The organism is Pseudodesulfovibrio sediminis (genome assembly GCF_020886695.1).
Classification (GTDB): Bacteria; Desulfobacterota; Desulfovibrionia; order Desulfovibrionales; family Desulfovibrionaceae; genus Pseudodesulfovibrio; species Pseudodesulfovibrio sediminis.
Genome location: NZ_AP024485.1, coordinates 2,818,231 through 2,841,005, shown reverse-complemented (window position 1 = coordinate 2,841,005; position 22,775 = coordinate 2,818,231). Strand labels below are relative to the sequence as shown.

The window sequence follows — 22,775 nt, the reverse complement described above, 5'->3', positions numbered from 1 at the left end:
AAGAGGCCACTCCAAATGGAGTGGCCTCTCATGATAGCCGTATGACCTAGCGAGGTGACGTTGCGTGGCTAGGTTGTCAGCAGTGACCGATTCTTACGCCTCGGCCGGAGCGTCTTCTGCTTCTTCCTCGCATGTACAATCACATGCATCGTCAGAGGAGCAACCACAGGTCAGCGCCTGAGAGTGTCCCACTTCCTGTTTCACATCAGTGGCGATCTTGAAAAGAACCGTCACGATCAAGGCACCGATGGCATAGATCATCATGGAGATCATGAGCTCATTGCCGGTGGGCCAGTAGGAAGTAATGGTCTCGAACGGAGTGGGGTTGAAACCACCGATCAGAAGACCGAGGCCCTTGTCGATCCAGGTAGCGATCACGAGGATAACCAAAGTGAAGGGCAACAGCTTCAGGTTGTTGCGGAAACGCGGAGTCGCCAACAGTGTGATGGAAATCGCCGCGAACGCGATAAAGGTCCACATCAATGTCACCAGTCCACCGTTCGCGTGTTCGAACAGGTAGAGGATGGGATGCATGTGGCCCGGGATGTTGGAGTAGAATGAGGTGAAGATCTCCAGGGCAAAGAAGAACATGTTCACGCACATGGCGTAAGCGATGATCTTGACCAGAGTCGTCAGGGCATTCTTGTTCATCTTGAAGGACGTGAACTTCTCGGTAACCATCATAACCAGAAGGAGGATGGCGGGACCGGAACAGAACGCGGAAGCCAGGAAGCGGGCAGCCAGGATGGCGGTGAGCCAGTAGTGGCGGCCGGGCAGGCCCTGGTACAGGAACGCTGTCACGGTGTGGATGGAGAAGGCCCAGATGATGGACGTATAAATGAAGGGCTTGAGCCACTTCGGATGCGGCAGTCCCGCACGGTCAGCAGTCAGACAGGTCCAACCCACCAGCAGGTTCAGGCCGAGATAACCGTTCAGAACGATCATATCCCAGAATAGGATGGAGTTAGGTGTCGGATGTAAGACCATGTTCAGGGCACGAGTGGGCTGCCCGATGTCGACAATGATGAACAGCAGGCACATGATACAGGCGGCGATTGCCATGAATTCACCGAAGATGACCATGTGTTTGTTGGTCTTGTAGTTATGGAAGTAGTTGGGCAGTACGATCATGACACCGGAGGCGGCCAGACCGACAAGATAGGTGAACTGGGATATATAGAAACCCCAGGACACGTCGCGGCTCATACCGGTGACTTCCAGACCTTTCATAAGCTGGTTAATATAGGCCGTGGAACCTATACCAATCAACACCAGGAGGAACGCTATCCAACCATAGTATCTTTTGGAACCTTTGAGAGCTAATTCAAGCATTCTGATTCCTCCTAAATGATGTAGTAAACACTGGGCTCAGTGCCAGCAGAGGGTTTACGACGAATGGTGAACTTCTCTCGAAGGACCTTTCGAATCTCGGAATCAGGATTGCTCAGATCGCCGAACACGATGGCGCCGTGCGATGCTTCCACACAGGCAGGTTCCTTGCCGACAGCCAGACGCTCGACGCAGAAGTTGCACTTCTCGACGACGCCGCGCATGCGGGTGGGGAATTCGGGGTTCAGCTTGGACAGATCCAGATTCTTCCGGGGTTCGCCCCAGTTGAAGGAGCGAGAACCGTAGGGGCAGGCAGCCATGCAGTACCGACAGCCGATGCAGCGATGGTAGTCCATGGCCACGATGCCGTCAGGGCGCTTGAATGTCGCCTTGGTGGGACAGACGCGCACGCACGAAGGCTGCTCGCAATGGTTGCACAGCAAAGCGTAGGCACGGTGGTGCACTTCTTCTGCCAGGTGCGGGTTTTCCTGCTCGGGGAAGGTGTGACCATACTCGTCGCTCCACAACCACTTCACTTCCTGCTTGCCCTCGATGGACGGAACGTTGTGGATGGAATGACAGATTTTGGCCAGCTTGCCGATTTCTTCTTCGGTATGCAGCTTGGTGGTGTCAATGACCATGGCCCAATGCTCGGCATGGACAGCTGTGGCATTCACCTTGACCGGAGCCGCGCTACCGGATGCCATGGCCTTGGGGGCCACAGCCAGTCCTGCAGCGGCTAAAGCCGCAAGCTTTATGAAGGCTCTTCTGTTCTTTTTCATTATTTCAAACCCTCCGGCTGAACGTGGCAATCCCAGCAGTAGGGAGAGACACCGGCATCAGTGTGACACTTGTCGCAGAAGTCGGCCTTGTTGTTGTGGCACTTCATGCAGGTGTTCTGCAGACTGATGGTGAACTCTTTACCAGCGTGGTTCGTATAGGTTCTCTTGCCATCACGCAGGGCCCAATCACGCCATTGGTTCAGGAGCTGCATGTGCTGTTCGCGCATGAACTCTTTGGACTCGATGCACTCTTTTTCGCCAACAGGCATCTTGATTTCCGGGGCCTTGTATTCGTGAGTCACGACCTTGCCCATCACAAACGGGGCACAGAGCAGCCCGATGAAGATGACCAGACCAGCGACGATCGGGAATCCGTTTTGCATTTTCATTTATGCATCCTCCATGTTCGGGGGCGTCCAGTCGTCTTCCTCGTCCTCGAAGCCAGGGAGGTATTCCTGACGCATGTCCATCTTGCGCTCTTCGCCCTCTTCGAGGACCAGTGCGTTGGCAACCAGCTCGTGGGTACCGGTGATGGTGACGCCGGGAGCCCAGTAGTCGGCCAGCGGAATCAGGGTGGCGCGGTCGATGGCGCAGATACAGGCCATGGTGTTGACGCCGTGCTTTTCCTGAACATGACGCAGTGCGTTACCGCGAGGCAGGCCGCCACGCAGGCGGATTTCCATGATCTCGTCGGTGTTCAGGCCGGAACCGCCTGCACAGCAGAAAGTCTGCTCGCGGATGGTTGCGGGAGGCATTTCATAGAAGTTGTTGCATACGTTCTTGATGACGTAACGCGGCTCGTCCAGCAGGCCCATGCCTCGGGCAGGGTTGCAGGAGTCGTGGAAGGTTACTTTCAGATGATCGTTGCGACTGGGATCGAGCTTCAGCTTGTTGTTCTTGATCAGGTCAGCTGTAAACTCAGTGATGTGCAGCATTTTGGTGGCTGCTGCGGTGTCAAACACGGTACCGGTGATGGGAGACTTCGGCGTCGCCATCTGGGAACCCTGGATGTCAGCATTCATGGTATCCATGTACTGATGAACAACGCGCCACATGTGGCCACACTCGCCGCCCAGAATCCATTTACAACCGAGGCGGTTGGCTTCGGCGTACATCTTGGCGTTGAGCTTCTTCATGGTTTCGTTGTTGGTAAACGAACCGAAGTTACCGCCCTCAGATGCGTAGGTGGACATGGTGTAGTCGAGATCCAGGTAATCGAACAGGAGCAGGTAGCCCATGAAGGTATAGATACCGGGATCGGCGAACACGTCGCCGGACGGGGTGATGAACAGGATTTCGTGGCCCTTTTCGTTGAGCGGGGCCTTGACCCGGCGGCCGGTCACTTCTTCGATGTCATCGACCATGAATTCGACGATGTCGGCGAAGGCGTGAGGCTGAATGCCGAGGTGGTTACCTGTGATATTACAGTTGGAGACTGGCTCCATGATCCAGTTGGTGTTCAGACCAACCAGGTGCATGAGCTCGCGGGCCATCATGGTCATTTCCGCTGTATCGATGCCGTAGGGACAGTACAGGGAACACCGACGACACTGGGTGCATTGATAGAAGTAGATGAACCATTCTTTCAGGACATCTTCTTCCATGACGCGGGAACCGGTGAGCTTGGACAGAATCTTTCCGGCCACGGTGAATTCACCGCGGTAGACGGAGCGCATCAGCTCGGCGCGCAGAACAGGCATGTTCTTGGGATCACCGGAACCGATGAAGAAGTGACACTTGTCGGCGCAGGCACCGCAACGGACACAGATGTCCATGAACACTTTAAGGGAGCGGAATTTGCCAAGGCGTTCCTTGAAACCGTTGACCACGATCTCTTTCCAGTTGGCAGGCAGCTTCCAGTCCTCTTCACCCGGGTTCCACTCACGGACCGGACCCCACAGACCGGGAAGCTTGGATTCCATATACTCCATCTTCTCGGGTTTGGCGGGGTAACACCAGTTGCCCGGTGAAAAGTCCACCGGGGTTTCCATCCAGCCTGTTGCCGGCGGATTGTAATCTATGCTCTTGAAGAGCTCATCAGCTTTTGGGATGTCGGACATATTCTTATCTCCTCAGATAAAGAAGTATCACCTTTCGGTGAACCCTAGAGTCTAAGCCTCTTCCTCAGGGGCCTTGCCATTCTCGGGATTATCGAGCGGCAGACCGGCCTCGGCCATGGGAACACCGAAGTGCTTCTCATAATCCGCGTAGGCATGGGGCTTGATGTTGGGGTCGTTCCAGGGGTTCACGTGGTGCTTTGCACGCGAGTCGTTCGGCAGGTTCCTTGTCGGAGACAGGAAGACTCCGGGGAAGTGCATAAGCTTGCTGAACGGGAAGTATGCCATGAGGCAACTGACCAGGAAGACGTGGACGAAGAAGGAAACGCTGATGGCTTCGGGGACATGATAATGGAATGTCACCAGACCCATGGTCAGTTCCTTGATCGCAATGATGTCGACCTTGTCGTAGTAGCGCATGTAGATGCCCGACAGGGCAACGGCCAGAATCAGGAACAGCGGAAAGAAATCCGATGCATACGAAATGTAATTGACTCTGGAGTTGATCATTCTGCGGCCGAACAGCAGCAACACACCGACAACCAGACCGACGTCGGTCAGGTACATGGTGGGAGCGCCGATCTGCAAAAGGCCGTCCACGAACTCGAGACCATGCACGAAGAACGGGATGGGCTCAAGGAAGAGGCGCAGGTGCCGCAGGGCTACGATAAAGAAAGAGTAATGGAAGGTGATGGCGAAGAGCCACAGCCACTTGCTGGATTTGTAAGCGACTACAGGGTGATCTTTGCCTTCGTGCAGGGACACTGCGGTGTTCCTGAACAGAGACCGGAACGCAAACACTTCGAGAACCATGCGGAAGAAGGTCTGGGCGCCGGTCTGGGGACAGTCGAGTTTGTTCTGCGGAAACATTTCCGGATCAAACGATTTGAACTGGCCGCCGGTTGTGGGGATACGGAAAGGCACAGCACTCCGACCCCAGGTTATGACTTTGTATGCAAAGCCGACAATGAAGATGATGAACGCCGTTGTCGGGATACAGACACCGAAGAAAGTCCTCAGATGCGCTGCATCAACCCCGAACAATGGGATCAACACCAGGAGAAAGACGAACAGAAGTGAGTAAAGAGCATTCATCTACCGTCACCTCGCTTGAAGGTTGGACCCGCCGGTTCTCACACCGGGAGGCCTGCCACTTTCGGTACACGCTCAAAGGGATGGTTGATGCTTAGACGGAGATATGGATGAAAACGGTCGCACAGAAAAATAGCGAACCTGCCCCTCAATATACCTTGCCCGGCACTACGACATCGTAGGCCACCCCTTGGCGCGTCCTTAATCGGTCGACGTATCGACCGTAACGTCCGCTACCAATCCGGCTTTCCTGAGCAAACTGCTCTGGCTGCGCTTCACTTCGTCCACGCGGAACCGGAATACTTCTTCGCGACTTTTTGTATAGATGTCGAATGACATCATGGCCAGGTTGTCCACCTTGGCCTCGAACCTCAACAGGTCTTCCAACGTGCCATTTTTCTTCATTGCCTTGAAATACTCGTCGCGAAGGAGCTTCTTCAGAAGAAAAACAAAACTGATTGCCTGCGAGGGAGTGAAATCCTGCACGGCCCGGATGCGTATGAGCTTATCCAGGGATGCGGCGATTGCACCCGCGTCCTGCCAGTCGATAAGGCTTTCGAACAGTTCCCCGGTCGCCTCAAAAATGGCGGCCCCCACGGGGTTCTGAAAACGATCCTTCTGCCGAGTCCAGATTTTCTGGGTTTCCTTGGGATAGGTCTGAAGAACCAAATCGGCCCACATCTTCGACAGTTCGGCTTTGCGTTCGGCCAGCAGGGATTCAAATGTCATTAACTACTCTTATTCACTCATAAAAAACGATAACAAGACCACCCCCAACGGATCGGAGAGTCACCTTTTTACGAGTCTGCTTTTAGTAAGTTGTGAAATACATCACGTAAAACTCAGAAACATATTTCAAACCCATCGGAAAACGTCAAGGCTTTTTCAAGGAAAAACCGATTGATGAAGAGGGGAATCGTATCTTTTTTTTGTGTAAAATCGGGGAGTCTGATCAAAGACACTCGGCAACGAAGAAAAGCGATGCAGCTGGAAGACGCTAGCCCTGCTCCACCCTGTTGCGGCCCATGCGCTTGGCCTTGTAGAGAGCCTCGTCAGCACGATTGATGACCTCTTCGATGGTCTTGTCCGTGGACCGAACCAGTGTCACACCGATGGAAACCGTGAAGGTGATCTCGGCGTCCCGGACCCGGGCCACCAGCTTGGAAAAGGCCTCCCGCAGGCGTTCTGCGACCTCCATGCCCTCCCGGAGTCCGGTTTCCGGCAAGATGGCCGCAAACTCTTCTCCTCCGAGTCGACCGAAGATGTCACTCGCTCTCAGCGTGGACATGGCTGAAGCGGCCAGCATCTTGAGGACCAGATCCCCGGCCTGATGTCCATGGGTGTCGTTGACGGACTTGAAATAATCGATGTCCAGCATGAGCACGGTCAACGGGCTGTTGTACCGCTTGACCCGCTGTAGCTCCCTGATGCCCAGGGTGAAGAACTGGTGGCGGTTGTTCACGCCGGTCATGGCATCTATGGTGGCCAGCTTGGTCATCTTGCGTTCCAGGCTTATCCGCTGCGTCACATCGTGGATAACGGAGTAAAGCAACTGCTTGCCCAGAACGCTGATAGGGCCGGAATACACCTCCACGTCCCTGACAGCCCCACTGGCCAGCCGGTGCTTGTGGATACAATAGGTACGCCCTTCTTCCCTGGCCTTGTCCATTTCCATGAATATCTCTTCCGGACTCAGGGCGTCTATCTCGTTCAATTCCATGGCGCGCAGCACATCTAGAGGGTAGCCGTAGAACTCGCTGGCCGCGGGGTTGGCATCCACGATACGGTCAGTGGCAGGGTCCACCAGCAACATGATGGCGTGGTTGTTCTCGAAAAATGCCCGGTACTGCTTCTCCCTGTCGCGCAGGATTTTCTCTGCTTCGATACGGTTGGTGATATCGCGGAACGTCCCTTCCAGCGCCATGGGTTGACCGGCATCATCCAGAACAAGATGCGCATTGGCTTCTACGACTATCGACGCCCCATCGGCCCGGGAGACATGAATTTGATGTCCCCGAACCGCACCTTTTTCCAACACGACCTCTCGAAACTGCTGCCGCTCACCTTCATCCGCATACAAGAGATCGATATTCTTACCTATAAGATTTGATTCATCATAGAAAAGCAGCTTGCACGTGGCTGGATTCACCATGTTAATGATGCCATCGAGATCAGTGACCATATACCCTTCTTCGATAGACTCGAAGATGCGCCGGAATTTCTCCTCACTCTCACTAAGCACCTTCTCCGCCCGCTTGCGGGCAGAGATATCCTTGATGACACTGACGAGCCCAAGTTTGGAGCCATCGTCGCCACTGATCATGGAAATGGAATGTTCGGTGGGGAACACCTCGCCATTGCTGCGGCGCATGACATACTCGAAACGGGCAGTTCGCCCATCTTCAAAAGCGGCCTCGGTTTTCTGCACGAACTTTTCATAGTGGTCCCCATCCACATGCAGTCGCCCTGCCGGCAGCCCCTCCAACTCCGAGTTGGTCATCTGAAAAATGGTTTCCGCAGCCGGGTTGGCATCCAGAATCTCACGATTCGGAGAGAGAATGAGCACCCCTTCCCCCAACGCTACGAAGGTATTCCGCAACCAAAGTTCCTTTTCAGCCAGCGCATCTTCCATGAGCTGCTGCTCGGTGATGTCTACCCCGGAGCAGAGGATGCCCATGGGGACGTCTTTTTCATTGGTCAGCAGCCTGTTCTTCCACTGAATCAGTCGATGCGCTCCGCTCTTGGTGACAACGAAATTGGTAATCTCCTCCCCATGCGCCATGTCATCGGACAGCGCGAGATAGAGATACTCCTTGATGTCGCCCCGCTGGTCAGCCGGGATGACGAGATCAACCCACTCCCGACCCAACAATTCATCCGCTTCATAGCCCAGGACCTCACACCCGGCCTGGTTGATCATGGTTACCAGACCGGAGGTGTCCAAGGCCACAACCATGGAACCGACTATGTCCAGATAATGATCTGCCCGGCTGCGTTCCCGTTCAAACTTGCGAGAGGCTTCCACGCCAAATGAAATTTCATCCAACACCACGGCGTACCCGAAAGAGTCGTCGTCGGTTCCGGGCATATCCAATACAGTGACAGTATAATGCCGCTCGCCATCCTCCAGGGAAACAGGGATATCATACCGGATCTTCTGCCCGATCTTTCCAAACGCACGCGTGTCACGGAGAGATTCCGCAAGCCAGGGGAGATAGTCGGTAAGCGACTTGGATTCACAGGATTGAGGCGGAGACGGTTCCAGGAAGCACTCACGGGCATATTCCAACTCGCCCGGCTCCAAATCCCGCCCGATGAACATGGCCGCAGCCTTATTCATTGCTCCGAGGTTGAGCTCATCATCAAGAATGAACATGGGCATGTCCATCTGCTCGAAAAGTGTAGGAAACCTCCCATGAAGACCTGTCGAAGGAGGCGTATCGGGCGCGAGATCCACCAGTCCGTGCTTCAGATTGGCAAAAAAGGCAGCCCAGTCCGCAGTCACATCACCAGATTCGGCACCATGACTGACGACATATTCAAGGATTTGATTTTTAAACCATTCCTCATTCTTTTCCAACAGACTACGCAGGAGCTTCATCCTTTATCCAAGATAGTCAAATAATTTTTGAGCATACTACCATAGTGCCTATCATTTCGAGAACAACTTTTTCATTTGCCCGGCACAAGGAGCGCCTCAGGACCACAAGAAAAACGCTATCGACCTGCAACATAACAAAGGATGTCACCCCATCCTGCACTCAATCCTTTCCCATGACAAGCATGCACGCTCCCGCTCATCAAACGAGCGAAGGGATCAGCTGGCAGTTTGATAGGGTACGCATAATTGTTTATCTTGAGAAGGCAACGTGCTCCTTCTTCCCACTTTTTTGTTTACGGGATTATGTCGTTTCATCGAATTTTAGTTGTAAGGAGATATGGATGAAGGCCATTTATGTTTTGGTCTTGCTCATCGCCTGCGCTGCCTCAAGCGCCGCAGGGCAGCCACCTGGCTTCACACATCTTAACAGTACCACGATTCAGGGCAGGGCTCTGGAGCTATCGATTTGGTATCCGGTAGAGGATGGAATTTTAGAAGCTGTAGAAGTTGGTGGCAACGCTGTTTTCATGGGAGCCAAAGCCGCTTTGGACGTCCCATTCTCTGGGGGGACATATCCTTTGGTGTTGGTGAAGCACGGCGGTTTGCGGTCTGCCAACGACTCTGGTTCGTGGCTCTGTGCGCCGCTGGCCAGGGTTGGTTTTATTGTTGTAGAAATCAATGGACAGCGTCCGGACAACGCCGCAAGTGCCACAAATGAAATTTGGCAACGCCCCAACGACATCAGCCGTGCTCTGGACCTTCTGACGGCTCTCCCCAAATGGGCTGAGCATATTGACAGGTCGAAAATTTTCGTCGTTGGCTTCGCCCTTGGTGGCACGGCAGCCCTTGCCATTTCAGGGGGGCAGTTTGACGTACAGCGCTACATACATTCCTGCGATGACGGCAATATACATGGGCCGGACTGTGCATGGTATGCGGCGCAAAATGTCCCATTGAGTCAAGTGGACCAAAAACAGCTCGCCGTTCCTCGGCACGATCCGCGTATTGCCGCAGCTGTCACGATCAACCCGGAATATACCAAGACCTTCGTTGATGGTGCGGCCGCTATTGATATTCCGACGTTGCTTATTTACCTGGGAAACAAAGGCCAGCCAAATGACGTAATTCGAGGCCCGTCGATTCAAGAAGTCACTGTCCCCGCCGCGAACATCTTTGATGGATTTTCCATATGCACGGGAGATGGGTCGAAGATTCTGTTCGCGGAAGGTGGAGACCCCAGAATTTGCGGGACTTCCGAAAAAACGCGGGAAAGCATTCACAGATGGGTTGTGGGCAAGATCAAAGCCTTCCTTGGCGCTGATGGAGCAACTGCACAATAGATATCAGTATCAAAGGCAGCCGGCGGCCTGCGACAAGAGGTACTTCTCTTTGAGCCCACCAAGCCAACCACAATTCTCCCCTTTTACTTTTTTGCGGTAAAGAATGTGAATTCCGAAACCAGTGCAGAACCCCACAGTCTGGCAACCAGAGAAAACATTTCTCCCATAAAAAACCCCTTATTTGCATTAGCAAATAAGGGGTTACATGAAGTGTTTGTTCAATACTTCTAGAAAAATGCCTACGCTTCTACAAGCCCTTGTTTACTCTTCGGTGGTATCTTCCGAGGCGTCACTCTGCTCTTCCTGAACAGGTTCATCCACAGCCGGGGCCTCCACAGGCTCAGGCTTGAGAGTCACTACGGGCGGCTCCATATAGCGGGCAAACACCAGAAAACCGGTGTGGGCCACCATGCGGTCGTCCGGACGCAAACGGTCCGGGACAGGCTTCCAGCGACGAATCAGAATCTCCAGCACTTCTTGCTCGGCAAACGGGCCGTCTTCCAACCCGCGCAACAGTTCGGACACCTGGTTCACCGTGGGCAGCAAAAAGCCGCACATGGCACCGGGGATGACCGCCTTGGGAATGGAGTGGAGATATTCCCACGGAGTGCGCACATCCAGGAACAGAGCGTCAGCACCGGAATGCAGAAAGCCGTCCTCGATATTCTGATTGACCTGTTCCACGCGATTGGTCAGTCCGACGCGCTCCAGGTTCTTGCCTGCAAGCTTGAAAAAGTCGGCGCGGCGTTCGTAGGTAATGACCTTGCCGGTATCCCCCACAAACCAGGCCAAAGCCGTCGTGAGGCCACCGGAACCGGTACCGGATTCGATGACTGTAGAACCGGGACCAATGCCCAGCTTCATCATCAGATACCCGATTTCCTTTGGATACATGATCTGTGTCTGGCGTTTCACACCCTTGATCAGATCGTGCAGGGTTGGTTTGAGAATCAGATACGGCCTGCCGAGGTGTGTTTTGACGTATTGGCCGAATCCGACCTCGATAACGTCATCCATGAGCAGTTTTCCGTCATGGGTATGCACTTCGCCGCCCGCTTCGAGCTTGCGCAGGTATCGTTTGCCTTTGTGGCTGATGAGCAATATGAGCTGCCCGGGTTCAATCATGGTCCGGCCTCCTGAAAAATGATCGGTCTGAGGTACGGTCAGCGTGGCGGGAAGTCAAGGAAAAGGGTGCTTCCCTCACTGCCCGGCAACGACACGGTGACCGTTGTCGTGTGCGTTTCATCCGAAGTCTGCATGGAAATCTCGCCCCCCACGGCCCGCACCACCAGGCTGGCAGAATAGGTTCCAAGCCCTGTCCCTCCCATCTTGCCGGAGGTGACATACTTTTCAAAAAAGGAATCGCGGATGGCTTCAGGCACAACGCCAGTATTCGTGATGGCAATGGTCACGGGAGTACCTGATGTCAGCGCAATTGTCACCTGCTCCCCAAAAGAGGACTCCTCTATGGCGTTGGTCAGCAGGTTGGCGAACATGGACTCGAAAAGCGTCTGGTTCCCTTCCAGTGGAAACACGCCCCCGGGGGAGAGCGGTTCGCCGTCCAGGGTCAGCCTGACGGTAAGACTGTTGCTCCGAATCAATTCCGCCACCTCGTCAAGGACCGTGTCCAGAATCCCCAAGAGGTCGACCGCTTCCACTTCATGGACAAATGTACCGGCTTCAATCTTGTATATGGTCAGGGACATGTTGAGCATGCGGAGCGTCCTGCTGCTCTGTCTCTGGATGATCTCAAGCATTTCCCGCGTATCCTTGTCCAACCCGTAATCCATGAGCAACATCTTGCATGCGCTTATCACGCTGGCAACAGGCGACTTGAGGTCATGGGCCACGATACGGTCAACATCCTCCTTGAGCTGCTCCAGCCGCTTCTGCTCCGAAATGTCAACCAGGGTTTCCAGCAGGCAATCCGCCCCGTCCAGCGTCACTCCGGCCACGGTCTTGATGACCGGGATCTCCGTCCCGTCCTTTGTCATGACCAGCCGCTCACACAGGTTGATCTCCTGCCCCTTGTCAACGATGGGACAGAGCCTGTCATGCTGCGGGCAGACCTTGTCGCAACAATGAAACCCGACCAGCTCTTCCCGTGTATACCCTGTCATGTCGAGCAGGGCCTGATTCACATCAATAATGTTCCGAGTCATGGCATCGACCAGAAAAAGCCCCGCTGGCATGAAATCCATGATGGTCTGCAACCGGGCCTCGCTGTATGCGAGATGCTTTTCAGACTTGTTGCGCTCGGTGACGTCTTCTGCAAAGCCATAAAAATAATAATTCTCTCCATCCCGGTCTTCCAGCGTCCTAAAACTGAACGCGGCCTGGATAATCCTGCCATCCTTGCGTCTGAGCCGCCCCTCGAAATCCTTGATATGCGTTCTTGATTTGAGCAGCGAGATCATCCGCTCGACATCTTTCCGATAGGGCCAGATGAAAAAGGGATCCCTGAGCTCCCTGATGCGCTGTTCGATCTCCTCCGGGGAATCGTACCCCAACATACGCGCATATGCCTGATTGCGCTGCATCAGGTTGCCGCCGATGATGCCATGGACAATGGCGACCGGAGCGTTCTCGTAGAGGGCCGTGCGCTGCTCTTCCGCGATCAGCAGATTGGCTTCGACAATCCGCCTTTTATCGATTTCCTTTTCCAATGAACGGGTTCGTGCCTGAACCAGACAATCCAGCTCCTTCTGAGAACATTCGAGATCCTCCTGTGTCTGTTCCATGATATTGATGGAGGGAAGCCACCGCCAAAGCCCGATGAGCAACAGGGTCAAGCCGGCCACATACCCGACCACGGCCTTCAGGAAAAACCCAATGGGCGTCTTTCCCGCAACCACGGTCCAGTTCAACGACTCGAAGTTGTCGGTAATATCTACAATGGCTCCGAAAAGGAGCAGCAACAGGCCGATCTTGATGTACAGATAGGCGCGCCGTTCATGCACGACACCCCTGTCTGCATAGATGAAAAGCGACAAGATACCCGCAAGAAGAAAGGCCCTAAGCGTTTCAAGAGCGACATCGACCACGAAAAATCCTCCATCTGTTAGCTCTGCATGAATACCATATTTAGTAGATGCAACCAACCAGTATTCAATAATTATAATATATTCTCCTTGCTATCTGCGCGCCTTGACTGTAGCGCTTCAGTTCGCTCGCCCTTGACAGTTCCCCTTCAGTCCTTAATAAACACACAGGATTTTATTGCTCCCGCGTACGGAGGAGATTCACAACCATGGCACTCAAGTATATCTTCGGACCGGTCATGAGCGGACGATTGGGTCGCTCCCTGGGCCTTGATCTACTCGGTGACCGGGTCTGCTCCATGGATTGCGTGTATTGCGAGGTGGGAGCGACCAGGGAGTTGACGGAAACACGCAGGACCTATGTGCCCGCGACAGAACTCCTCGACGAACTGGCCCAGTGGAAAGCACTCGGCCTTGACGACCCGGACATGATCACGCTGGGAGGACTCGGCGAACCCTGCCTCAACGCGGAAATGGCCGAGGTCATCAAGGGAACGAGACGCCTTTTTCCGCATACGGACATCGCGGTGCTGACAAACGCAACCATGATGACCGACCCGGACGTGCGACGGGATCTCTGTCTGGCGGATGTTGTACTCCCCAGCCTGGATTCGCTGGTCGACGATGAATTTGCACAGGTGAACCGTCCCTGTGAAGGTATTTCGCCCCAGGCTGTTGCCGAGGGGCTGCTTGAATTCAAGAAGGAATTCAACGGTAATATATTTTTGGAAATTTTGCTTGCCGAGGGTATCAACGACTCTGACGAGAACCTCGAGAAGCTGAAGATTTTTTGCAAGCGACTTGCTCCCGATCGAGTGGACGTGGTCACACTGACCCGCCCCGGAACGGTGAAGGGGGTCCTCCCTGTGGACGGGGAGGTTCTAAGTCGCTGGCGCATGGCGCTTGGGAGCGGGAAGACCCGTTCCACCACGCGGCAGGCCTCCGATCACAAAGAGCTGAGTCTGGAACAGGTTACCTCGTCCATTCTCGCCTCCATAAACCGGAGACCGCAGACCGCACAGCAACTGGCCGACGCTTTGAATACGGACATCAATAGAGTCCGCGAGGCCGTGGAAGCCCTCACCAAAGAGGGCGACGTCACACACCGGGATGACCGGGGAGAGACCTTTTACCACGGCACAGGGCACGTCATTGAAGACTGATCAGGCCGCGCCATGATTGAAACTAATTTTTTCTCGTCATGAGGTTATTATGACCACCAAGAAAAGACGACAGAAGATGTTCATCTCCGTACTGCCAGGAGAACAGGTAGAGGTCGTTATTGCCGAAGAAGGCAAGGTAAACGAATACTATGTGGAGATGGTGCACCAGGCCAAGACCAAGGGCAACATCTACAAAGGCTACATTCACAACATCGACAACGGCCTTCAGGCCGCGTTCATCAACTACGGCGCAGAACGTAACGGCTTCCTCCAGATCGACGAAGTTCACCCGGAATACTACCTGGGCAGTCCTGCCACCAAGAAAGGCCAGCGCTTCCCGCTCATGCAGAAAGTGCTCAAGGCCGGTCAGGAAGTCCTGGTCCAGGTGGTCAAGGAACCCACCGGGAAAAAAGGTGCGTTCCTGACATCCTATCTTTCCCTGCCCGGACGCAGCTTCGTCTACACCGTGGGCCGGAGCCAGATGGGCGTTTCCCGCAAAATCGAGAATGAAAAGGAACGGACACGCCTCAAGAAGGCCCTGGAATCCTTTGAAACCACAGAAGGTGTCGGCCTCATCGCCCGCACCGCGGCTGTGGGCCAGTCCAAAGCCGCCCTTGAACGCGACTACAAATATCTCAATCGCCTCTGGACCGACATCCGGGCCAATGCGCAAAAAGAAAAGGCCCCGGCCATCGTCTACAAGGAGCTGGGTCTGGCTGCCCGCGCAGTGCGCGACTACCTGACCTCCGACGTGACCGAGGTGTGGGTGGATGACAAGGAAACCTACGATCAGATCCACCAGTTCGTAAAACTCGCCTTCCCGCGCAAGAACAATCTCGTTCGCCTGCACGAAGATCCGGACCTCTCCCTGCTGGAGCGGTTCAATCTGGTCAAGCAGGTGGAAGAAATTTACTCCCGTGAAGCATCCATGCCGTCAGGAGGCCGTCTGGTCTTCGACGCCACAGAAGCCCTGACCGCCGTGGACATCAACTCCGGCAAAATCGGCGGAGAACGCAATTTCCAGAAGATGGCACTGAAGACCAACGTGGAAGCCGCCCGGGAGATCGCCCGCCAGCTCAGGCTGCGCGACATCGGCGGCCAGGTGGTCATCGACTTCATTGAAATGAAGAACCCCAAGGATTGCCGCGAGGTCGAAAAGGTCATGCGCGCGGAGATGAAAAACGACCGCGCCAGAACCGATGTCAGCCGCATTTCCTCGTTCGGACTCATGGAGCTGGTCCGCCAGCGCCTCGGCTCGTCCGCAATCGCCATCTCCACAGAACCCTGCCCGTGCTGCAAAGGCACCGGTATCCGCCGCAACCTTGAGTGGCAGGCCCTTCAGGCCCTCAAAGAGATTCACCGCGAAGTCCGCAAGCCGGGCACCGACGTTGTGGAGCACGACTGCGAGGAAGAACTCGCCATCTACCTCCTCAACAACAAACGCGGCATCCTGGCCGATCTGGAGCAACGCTACGGCAAGGAAATCCACGTGGACATCGAATACGAATACGACGAATAGTCACCCCGTTTCCGACGCAACAACAATGCCCGGCCCGAAGCAAACACTTCGGGCCGGGCTTTTTGTTCAAGTACAGTCAGAAATAAAACACCAAAGGCTGGGCTGCACTCGGTGCGGAGCGACTCCCACCGTGAAAAATCCGGGAGTCGACTACACCTGTGCGATCGGAAGCGTGAATATGAAGGTGGAACCGTTGCCCATAGTGGATTCAACCCATATACGGCCACCATAGTGCTCAATGATTTCACGACAGATAGTCAGGCCGAGTCCGGTCCCTTTGGGCTTGTTGATCATGGTGTCAGACAGGGTTTGGTGGAACTTCTCAAAAATACGCGATTGGTCATTGGCATGGATGCCCGGTCCCGTATCCACGACCTCCACCCGAAGCTGCCCGAACCGGGGGAAGGCTCGCAGGGTGACCGTCCCATTGTCGGTAAACTTCGCGGCGTTGTTGAGCAGGTTGATAAGCACCTGCTGCATGCGATCCTGATCAGCGATGGCCTCTGGCAGGTTCGGCTCGATATCCGTCACCAGATTGACCGATGTCTGGGTAAACATGCCGCTCACGGCATTGGCCGAGACCTCCAGAACCTCGTTCATGTTGAGCAGTTCATCACGCCATCCCATTCGACCGGATTCGATCTTGTTGAGATCAAGCACGTCATTGACCAGCCGGGTCAGTCGCTCGCCTTCGAGGCTGATAATGGCCAGATTTTCCTGGATGCGATCACCCTTCTTGGTCAGGCACTCATCTCCTGAAGCCAAGGGCTTGAAGCTTTTGCCGAACTCCTTGTTCAACAGCTTGGAGAATCCGAGAATGGAGGTCAACGGTGTCCGCAGCTCGTGGGAAACAGAGGAAAGAAACGCGGATTTCATCTCATCCAGTTCACGCAACCGCTGGTTGGCCTCTTCCAGTTCCTGCGCCTTGTTGACCAGATCCTCTGTCCGCTCACGGACTAGCTGCTCCAGATGCCGGTTCAGATCGGCCAGGTCCTGCTCAGCCTTTTTACGATCCGTGATATCTTCCAGAATACCTTCAATGAAAATCAGATTCCCATGCTCATCATAAATGGCCCGGGCATTGAGCGATCCCCATATGGTCTTTCCGTCGCGCCGATAGTACTCAGCCTCGAATCGTTTAACCTCGCCCTTGTCCCGAACCTGATCATAAAAGTTCACCATATTATCGGGATTGACCATGATTCGGGAGCTCAGGGAACGGACATTGGAGAGAAATTCATCCAGGGAATCATACCCGAAAATCCGCGCCATGGCCGGGTTGGCCCGACGCAAGACACCGTCCGGGGTGGCCTGAAAGATACCTTCGATGGCATTCTCGAAGATGCCGCGATATTTTTCCTCGGCCTCCTGGAGCGTGGCATTCATGGTGTTGAGCTTGTTTTCGCGCCCTTCGACCTCGGCAGACATGTTGCGGAACTGTTTTGCTATCTCAAGCAGCTCGGCGTGGTAGACCTCGCCGAAGTCATAGGAGAAGTCACCCTTTGAGACACGGGCGATACCGGCCTGCAGCACCATGAGCGGCTTGTTCAAGAAGACGCGCAGGAGCAGACCGGTGATGGCCAGAATAACCGAGATGGACACGACGATAATGATGATCGAGACGAGCATCTGCTCATCAAGGCGTTTCTTGTCGCGAGCCAGGGTGAAGTCTATTTCGGCCCGACCAATAGTGCGGCCTTCAAAGACAATTGAGCGGATTTTGCTGAAGTGGGCCTGAGAGCCGGAAAACTTTTCATGGGCAAACACGACTTCGTTGCGCGAGCCGTAAATGCGAATCCCCTGCACCATGTCATCATGGGTATACACGGAGCCAATGAGGCGGGCATTGTCGTAATCCAGATTCCAGATGGGTACAGCCAGAATTTCGGCCACGCTGGTGATCGTATCCTCACCCTTCTCTTCGGCAGAATCCCACATCTCTTCCGATTGCTGCCAATAGATGTATCCCCCCAACGCCGTGGCGATGAGCATGACGATGACCACCAGACTGAAGGTCAGGTCCCTGGAGATAGACCGACTGGTTAACAGAGGGCGGGGATTTTTATTTTTGAATTCGCTCATGTAGTATACCGAGATGAGAATTCTTCAGGGCTTCTCACTTCACCCGATATTCTTACACAACTATTCATAGACTGTCATCAGTGTTCTAATGCGTACTTTGCCAATAGAGCATCCACAACGCCGTCCTGTTTGAGACAAGCAATCGCCGCACGCACTTTACTGGCGCGTTCCGCATCTCCATGGATGGAATAGTACACATTGGCATGCAATTCATGCAACACCAGCGGTGTGCCGAACAGCGCTCTGGAGAGGCCGTTCGCCTTCATTGAATGCTCCAGTCCGTAGATCGGTCCCACAATGGCATCCGCCCTTTTGTTGGCGACCATTTTCAGACCATAGATATAGTCCTTGATGGGAAGGACGGTGATCGACTCGATATGGGACAGCCGCGCATCGTATTGCGCCCCCCGCAGGCTCGCAACACTCTTTCCGGCCAAGTCGCCGATGGAGGAGAAGTCCGAACCTGCGCTGCCGAGAATGACGGTTTCCAGATGAAGGATCGAGCCGAGATTTTTGGCCACTGCCCGAATCCTCGGGTTCGGAAAGATAATGATGATATCCGCTCGGCCCGCAATGATCTCTTCGATTCCCCGTTCCAGGTTCACGAAACGGTTTTCTGCGGCCAGCCCCGCCTCCTCGGCGATGGCATTGCCGATATCATACAACAGCCCGGTGGGCGAACCGTCCTCCATATATCCATACGGAACCTGTTCGAGTGTCACGATCCGCAAAGGATCGGACAATGCCGGAGTGACGGAAAGCACCATCAGGGCTGCAGTCAGGAACAGGAGACGATAGAGCATCAAAACCTCTCAATTAGGAAAAATTTAGCAACAAATCATATGATAGAACACTCTATTTTGCAACACCCATTCCGCTCTTTGCTGCTTCAGACTCTCCGCTTGCCCTCTGGGCCCCTCTCTATTAGAAGGCTAGACAACCACCATGAAAAAGGCGCTCTTCACTCTCCTCATCCTGACCTGCCTTCTCCCGATTAAGGCAAGCGGACATCCCCATGTATATGTTGATGTCTCACTGGTCTTTTCCATGGACGACACAGGCCTGACCTCGGTTCACCAGCAGTGGATATTCGATGACATCTTCACCCAGGCCATCCTTGGCGATCTGGAGCTGACGCCACAGACTCTTCCAGCCGCGGACAGCCAGGAGACAATACGAACAGGCGCCTTCGCCTATCTGGCGAACTACGACTATTTCACCTTCATCGAGTCCGCAGGCAAACAGCTCCCGGTCGGAAAACCACGCAATTTCAAGGCCTCGCTTCAAAACGATCGACTGGTCTACGACTTCACCCTGCCACTGGACCTGCCATACGCGCAGATGCAGGACTTCCGCCTGGCCGTATTCGACAAGGAATATTATACGGACATCATCTACGCCGAGCTGAACCCCGTGCGTTTCGATATTCAGGGTGGAGCCACGGCACGCTACACCATCCGCCCCGCCAAGGACCACACCTACTGGAAATTCATCGTCCCCAAAGCCGTGCACCTCTCGGTCAGCGGCACGCCCGCCGCCGACACAGGACCGGCAGACGCCGAACTGGGCACCATAGAAACACCGGGCGCGTTCGAACTGGTCATGAACACGGTCCGCGCCATTCAGAAAGAACTGACCATCCGGCTGAACAACTTTGGCAAGGAAATCAGGGACGACCCGTTTGGCCCGGCCCTCTGGCTCTTCCTTGGCCTGTCATTCGTGTACGGTGTTGTCCACGCGGTCGGTCCGGGGCATGGAAAGGCCGTGGTCTGCTCCTACTTCCTGTCCAATCCGGGGTCGCTCATGACCGGCGCGCTCATGGGCAATGCCATTACCTTTGTGCATATGCTGTCGGCTGCGGCGGCCGTGGGTGTGGCCTATATTGTTTTCTCTTCGGGCATGGGAGGATTCGCCGAGGCCAGCCGAGCCATCCAGCCCGCCAGCTACGGGCTGCTCACCCTCATGGGCTGCTTCCTGCTCGTCAAGTCCCTGCGCGACTCGTTCAAAGGCGGCCTGCTGACCGCGCCAACCTGCGAACACGGCGTTGAAGAGGAAGGCGACAACATCAGGTCCGTGCTGCTGGTCTCCTTTGTGACCGGGCTGATCCCCTGCCCCGGCGCTGCGGTCATCCTCGCCTTTTCCATCAGCCTGAACATTTTCTGGGCCGGTGTGATGTCACTCATCATCATGGCCGCCGGCATGGGACTGACCACGACTCTCTTTGCATGGTTCGCGGTCACGGCCCGCTCCGTGACACTCCAGCTTTCCAGCTCCAACCGCAAGGTCTTCAACGGACTCTACGCCGCGCTCTCCATCTGTGGGGCAGGAGCCATCGCCCTGTTCGGCTCCGTCCTGCTTCTCGGCTCGATCTGTAGCTGACCCTGCTCTCATCGCTGCCTTCTCTGAAAATCGGAGAACAATAACATTGCTCGATATTATTTATAATGAAAAACTATTGACATAGTTTTTCATTATTGCATAAAAAATACCTATCTAGTTTTCATTTTGGAAAACAAAATAGGGAGAAGCAATGAAAAACGAATTGGATTCTCAAGACAAACGGCTGGTGGCAGAGCTGACTCAGGATGGGCAGCTCTCACCGAGCAAGATTGGTGAGGCCATAGGGGTGACGGCACCGACTGTGCGTTCCCGCATGAAGAACCTGATCACCGCAGGCGTCCTCAAGGTGGCCGGACTGGTCAATCCCATGAAAACCGCCGGACTGACCGTAGCACTGGTTGGCATATCACTCAACAGCCATGAACAGCTGGGCGAAAAGCTCGACCAGATCGGTTCGTTGCCGCGCGTAAACTGGTGTGCCGTGGTCACGGGCAGGTACGACATCATTGTCGAGATAGTGTGTTCTGCCGACACCACCGATCTCTACGACTTTCTGGATCAGGATCTATCCAAGGTAGGCGGCATTAACGCCTCCGAATCGTTTGTCGTCATGAAATCCAGACGCAAGTGGTTGCTGCTGCCAGACGCAGTGGCCGAAAAGCTCACTAGGTAACCGACTGTACTCAAACAGAATCCTGTTCACTCTAAGGGGAGACAAGCTATGATTATTGGTATTCCGAAAGAGATCAAGACATTGGAGAATCGTGTTTCCATGACCCCCGCCGCAGTGGAAACCCTAGTTTTGCAGGGCCACGAGGTGCTGGTCGAAGCCGGTGCCGGTGTCGGCAGCGGGTTGACTGACGAAGAATACACTGCCGCCGGGGCCAAACTGGTTTCAGCGGCAGACGCCTGGGGCGCGGAAATGGTCATCAAGGTCAAGGAACCGCTTCCGTCCGAATTTCAATACCTGCGCAAGGATCTGCTCCTCTTTACGTACCTGCATCTGGCTGCGGCCGAAGACCTGACCCACGCCCTGCTCAAGGCAGGCACCACAGGTATCGCATACGAGACCGTCGAGTCTCCTGATCACACCCTGCCCCTGCTGACGCCCATGTCCGAGGTCGCCGGTCGCATGGCCACACAGGTGGGCGCCCACTATCTGGAGAAGACCCAGGGCGGACGCGGTATCCTGCTGGGCGGCGTACCAGGCGTCTATCCTGCCGAAGTGCTTGTCATCGGCGGCGGCGTGGTCGGCACCAACGCGGCACGCATGGCCATGGGCATGGGCGCGCGCGTGACCATCCTCGACCGCTCTCACCAGCGTTTGCAGTACCTTGACGATGTTTTTCAGGGCCGCATCACCACCATGATGTCCACCGAGCCCAATATCCGCCAGATGGTACAACGTGCTGATCTCGTCATCGGAGCCGTGCTGCTGCCCGGAGCAAAAGCGCCCAAGCTCATCACCCGCGACATGCTTTCCCTCATGATACCCGGCTCCGTCATTGTCGACGTGGCCGTTGACCAGGGTGGTTGTGTGGAGACCATCAAGGCCACCACGCACGACGACCCCGTCTATGAAGTCGACGGCGTGGTTCACTACGGCGTGGCCAACATGCCCGGCGCTGTCCCCCGCACGTCCACCTTTGCGCTGGTCAACCAGACCGCGCCATACGCCATGCGTCTGGCCGCAAAGGGCGTGGACGCTCTCAAGGATGATCCGGGCCTGCTGCTCGGTCTGAATACCTACGACGGCACGCTCACCTGCCCGGCAGTGGGCGAGGCCCTCGGCATTGATTCTCTGACCCCGGAGGCCGCTCTGGGCCTCGGCAAATACGATACTCCCTAGGCGAAATTCAATTCGCCGCAACTCTTGAGAAAAGGGCCCTGGATACGCAGCCGGGGCCCTTTTCTTGTTTCAGCTGTTTCGGTACGCTCAGCCAGACAACGAAGTTCCGCAAGCGCACAGATGCGTTTTGCTCCATGATCGGCAATTTTACCCAATAGCCTTTGGGGCGCATGCCCCAAAAACTGGCTCTCGCTCCAAAGGAGCGTGCCTTTTAATCTTTACGATATGCGCGCTACGCGGTGTAAATGCAATCCTAATTTATTGAAAAGGTTTCGCCTTTACGGCGACCTGCTTTTTGCGAAGCGGCAAAAAGGAGGCAAAAAACGCTTTTTGTGTGTGTGATCGAAGAAGCGAACCCAAGAGCCTGTAGGCGACTGCACTGCCCGACAGATTGTCCGCAGCGCAAACTCGGTCGGGCTACGCTACGTCGCCCGAGACAGGCTCTAAGGTTCGCTTCCGATTGTTCGCCGTTGAAGAAGATGCACTTTTAATGTGCGAGGCGTGGATTTGAGGTTGTCGGTAACTTGTTGGGCCGCCTCGGATACCGAATGTTATCTGCTCAAGTCGCCCTAGCTTAGCC

17 protein-coding genes are annotated in these 22,775 nt (G+C 54.8%); 6 read left to right on the top strand and 11 right to left on the bottom strand.

From position 1 onward, the window contains the following. Positions 1–93: 93 nt before the first annotated feature. The 7 genes from dsrP to SRBAKS_RS13480 form a co-directional block, all read right to left on the bottom strand. The gene (gene dsrP, locus SRBAKS_RS13510) at positions 94–1,332 is read right to left on the bottom strand and encodes a sulfate reduction electron transfer complex DsrMKJOP subunit DsrP (RefSeq protein ID WP_229591413.1); all 1,239 of its coding nucleotides are present in this window, start codon (positions 1,330–1,332) and stop codon (positions 94–96) included. 11 nt (positions 1,333–1,343) lie between these two features. Then, positions 1,344–2,111, bottom strand: coding sequence for a sulfate reduction electron transfer complex DsrMKJOP subunit DsrO (gene dsrO / locus SRBAKS_RS13505; protein ID WP_229591412.1), 768 nt, complete (start codon positions 2,109–2,111; stop codon positions 1,344–1,346). Then, on the bottom strand, positions 2,111–2,500 hold the full coding sequence (gene dsrJ, locus SRBAKS_RS13500; RefSeq protein ID WP_229591411.1) for a sulfate reduction electron transfer complex DsrMKJOP subunit DsrJ: 390 nt from the start codon (positions 2,498–2,500) through the stop codon (positions 2,111–2,113). The genes dsrO and dsrJ overlap by 1 nt, the downstream gene beginning before the upstream one ends. Then, a complete protein-coding gene (dsrK, locus tag SRBAKS_RS13495; protein ID WP_229591410.1) occupies positions 2,501–4,171 on the bottom strand; it encodes a sulfate reduction electron transfer complex DsrMKJOP subunit DsrK in 1,671 nt (556 codons plus the stop codon). 51 nt (positions 4,172–4,222) lie between these two features. Continuing rightward, positions 4,223–5,263, bottom strand: coding sequence for a sulfate reduction electron transfer complex DsrMKJOP subunit DsrM (gene dsrM, locus SRBAKS_RS13490; RefSeq protein ID WP_229591409.1), 1,041 nt, complete (start codon positions 5,261–5,263; stop codon positions 4,223–4,225). A gap of 198 nt (positions 5,264–5,461) precedes the next feature. Next, positions 5,462–5,989: an RsbRD N-terminal domain-containing protein gene (locus SRBAKS_RS13485; protein WP_229591408.1), complete on the bottom strand. Its 528-nt coding sequence runs from the start codon at positions 5,987–5,989 to the stop codon at positions 5,462–5,464. 268 nt (positions 5,990–6,257) lie between these two features. Further along, the gene (locus tag SRBAKS_RS13480; protein WP_229591407.1) at positions 6,258–8,861 is read right to left on the bottom strand and encodes a sensor domain-containing diguanylate cyclase; all 2,604 of its coding nucleotides are present in this window, start codon (positions 8,859–8,861) and stop codon (positions 6,258–6,260) included. A 341-nt stretch (positions 8,862–9,202) separates the two neighbouring features. On the opposite strand from SRBAKS_RS13480, the gene SRBAKS_RS13475 reads away from it, so the two are divergent. Next, positions 9,203–10,201, top strand: coding sequence for an alpha/beta hydrolase family protein (locus tag SRBAKS_RS13475; protein WP_229591406.1), 999 nt, complete (start codon positions 9,203–9,205; stop codon positions 10,199–10,201). 261 nt (positions 10,202–10,462) lie between these two features. On the opposite strand, the gene SRBAKS_RS13470 is transcribed toward SRBAKS_RS13475, so the two are convergent. Then, entirely contained in the window at positions 10,463–11,326 is an 864-nt protein-coding gene (locus SRBAKS_RS13470) for a tRNA (adenine-N1)-methyltransferase (RefSeq protein ID WP_229591405.1), read from the bottom strand. 38 nt (positions 11,327–11,364) lie between these two features. Continuing rightward, on the bottom strand, positions 11,365–13,245 hold the full coding sequence (locus SRBAKS_RS13465; protein WP_229591404.1) for a sensor histidine kinase: 1,881 nt from the start codon (positions 13,243–13,245) through the stop codon (positions 11,365–11,367). A gap of 206 nt (positions 13,246–13,451) precedes the next feature. Between SRBAKS_RS13465 and SRBAKS_RS13460 the strand changes: the two genes are divergently transcribed. Both SRBAKS_RS13460 and SRBAKS_RS13455 read left to right on the top strand, forming a co-directional pair. Continuing rightward, on the top strand, positions 13,452–14,405 hold the full coding sequence (locus SRBAKS_RS13460) for a radical SAM protein (protein WP_229591403.1): 954 nt from the start codon (positions 13,452–13,454) through the stop codon (positions 14,403–14,405). Between the two features lie 49 nt (positions 14,406–14,454). After that, positions 14,455–15,924 carry an Rne/Rng family ribonuclease gene (locus tag SRBAKS_RS13455; protein WP_229591402.1) on the top strand — a complete coding sequence of 490 codons (1,470 nt, stop codon included), beginning with the start codon at positions 14,455–14,457 and terminating at the stop codon, positions 15,922–15,924. Between the two features lie 150 nt (positions 15,925–16,074). Here SRBAKS_RS13455 and SRBAKS_RS13450 read toward each other — a convergent pair whose 3' ends face one another. Both SRBAKS_RS13450 and SRBAKS_RS13445 read right to left on the bottom strand, forming a co-directional pair. Continuing rightward, positions 16,075–18,006 (bottom strand): sensor histidine kinase, encoded by a 1,932-nt coding sequence (locus tag SRBAKS_RS13450; protein WP_229591401.1) that lies wholly within the window; start codon positions 18,004–18,006, stop codon positions 16,075–16,077. Positions 18,007–18,083: 77 nt separating this feature from the next. After that, positions 18,084–18,809 (bottom strand): substrate-binding periplasmic protein, encoded by a 726-nt coding sequence (locus tag SRBAKS_RS13445; protein ID WP_229591400.1) that lies wholly within the window; start codon positions 18,807–18,809, stop codon positions 18,084–18,086. Between the two features lie 142 nt (positions 18,810–18,951). Between SRBAKS_RS13445 and SRBAKS_RS13440 the strand changes: the two genes are divergently transcribed. From SRBAKS_RS13440 to ald, 3 genes are all read left to right on the top strand, one after another. Then, a complete protein-coding gene (locus tag SRBAKS_RS13440) occupies positions 18,952–20,385 on the top strand; it encodes a HoxN/HupN/NixA family nickel/cobalt transporter (protein WP_229591399.1) in 1,434 nt (477 codons plus the stop codon). A 151-nt stretch (positions 20,386–20,536) separates the two neighbouring features. Then, a complete protein-coding gene (locus tag SRBAKS_RS13435) occupies positions 20,537–21,019 on the top strand; it encodes an Lrp/AsnC family transcriptional regulator (protein WP_229591398.1) in 483 nt (160 codons plus the stop codon). 48 nt (positions 21,020–21,067) lie between these two features. Then, a complete protein-coding gene (gene ald / locus SRBAKS_RS13430; protein ID WP_229591397.1) occupies positions 21,068–22,195 on the top strand; it encodes an alanine dehydrogenase in 1,128 nt (375 codons plus the stop codon). The last annotated feature ends 580 nt before the right edge of the window (positions 22,196–22,775 follow it).

Bases quoted from the DNA above. Each gene is read 5' to 3' on its own strand.
- dsrJ (WP_229591411.1), bottom strand. From the start codon at position 2,500: ATGAAAATGCAAAACGGATTCCCGATCGTCGCTGGTCTGGTCATCTTC.
- ald (WP_229591397.1), top strand. From the start codon at position 21,068: ATGATTATTGGTATTCCGAAAGAGATCAAGACATTGGAGAATCGTGTT.
- SRBAKS_RS13450 (WP_229591401.1), bottom strand. From the start codon at position 18,006: ATGAGCGAATTCAAAAATAAAAATCCCCGCCCTCTGTTAACCAGTCGG.
- dsrK (WP_229591410.1), bottom strand. From the start codon at position 4,171: ATGTCCGACATCCCAAAAGCTGATGAGCTCTTCAAGAGCATAGATTAC.
- dsrM (WP_229591409.1), bottom strand. From the start codon at position 5,263: ATGAATGCTCTTTACTCACTTCTGTTCGTCTTTCTCCTGGTGTTGATC.
- SRBAKS_RS13445 (WP_229591400.1), bottom strand. From the start codon at position 18,809: ATGCTCTATCGTCTCCTGTTCCTGACTGCAGCCCTGATGGTGCTTTCC.
- dsrP (WP_229591413.1), bottom strand. From the start codon at position 1,332: ATGCTTGAATTAGCTCTCAAAGGTTCCAAAAGATACTATGGTTGGATA.
- SRBAKS_RS13460 (WP_229591403.1), top strand. From the start codon at position 13,452: ATGGCACTCAAGTATATCTTCGGACCGGTCATGAGCGGACGATTGGGT.
- SRBAKS_RS13480 (WP_229591407.1), bottom strand. From the start codon at position 8,861: ATGAAGCTCCTGCGTAGTCTGTTGGAAAAGAATGAGGAATGGTTTAAA.
- SRBAKS_RS13485 (WP_229591408.1), bottom strand. From the start codon at position 5,989: ATGACATTTGAATCCCTGCTGGCCGAACGCAAAGCCGAACTGTCGAAG.
- SRBAKS_RS13455 (WP_229591402.1), top strand. From the start codon at position 14,455: ATGACCACCAAGAAAAGACGACAGAAGATGTTCATCTCCGTACTGCCA.
- dsrO (WP_229591412.1), bottom strand. From the start codon at position 2,111: ATGAAAAAGAACAGAAGAGCCTTCATAAAGCTTGCGGCTTTAGCCGCT.
- SRBAKS_RS13470 (WP_229591405.1), bottom strand. From the start codon at position 11,326: ATGATTGAACCCGGGCAGCTCATATTGCTCATCAGCCACAAAGGCAAA.
- SRBAKS_RS13440 (WP_229591399.1), top strand. From the start codon at position 18,952: ATGAAAAAGGCGCTCTTCACTCTCCTCATCCTGACCTGCCTTCTCCCG.
- SRBAKS_RS13475 (WP_229591406.1), top strand. From the start codon at position 9,203: ATGAAGGCCATTTATGTTTTGGTCTTGCTCATCGCCTGCGCTGCCTCA.
- SRBAKS_RS13435 (WP_229591398.1), top strand. From the start codon at position 20,537: ATGAAAAACGAATTGGATTCTCAAGACAAACGGCTGGTGGCAGAGCTG.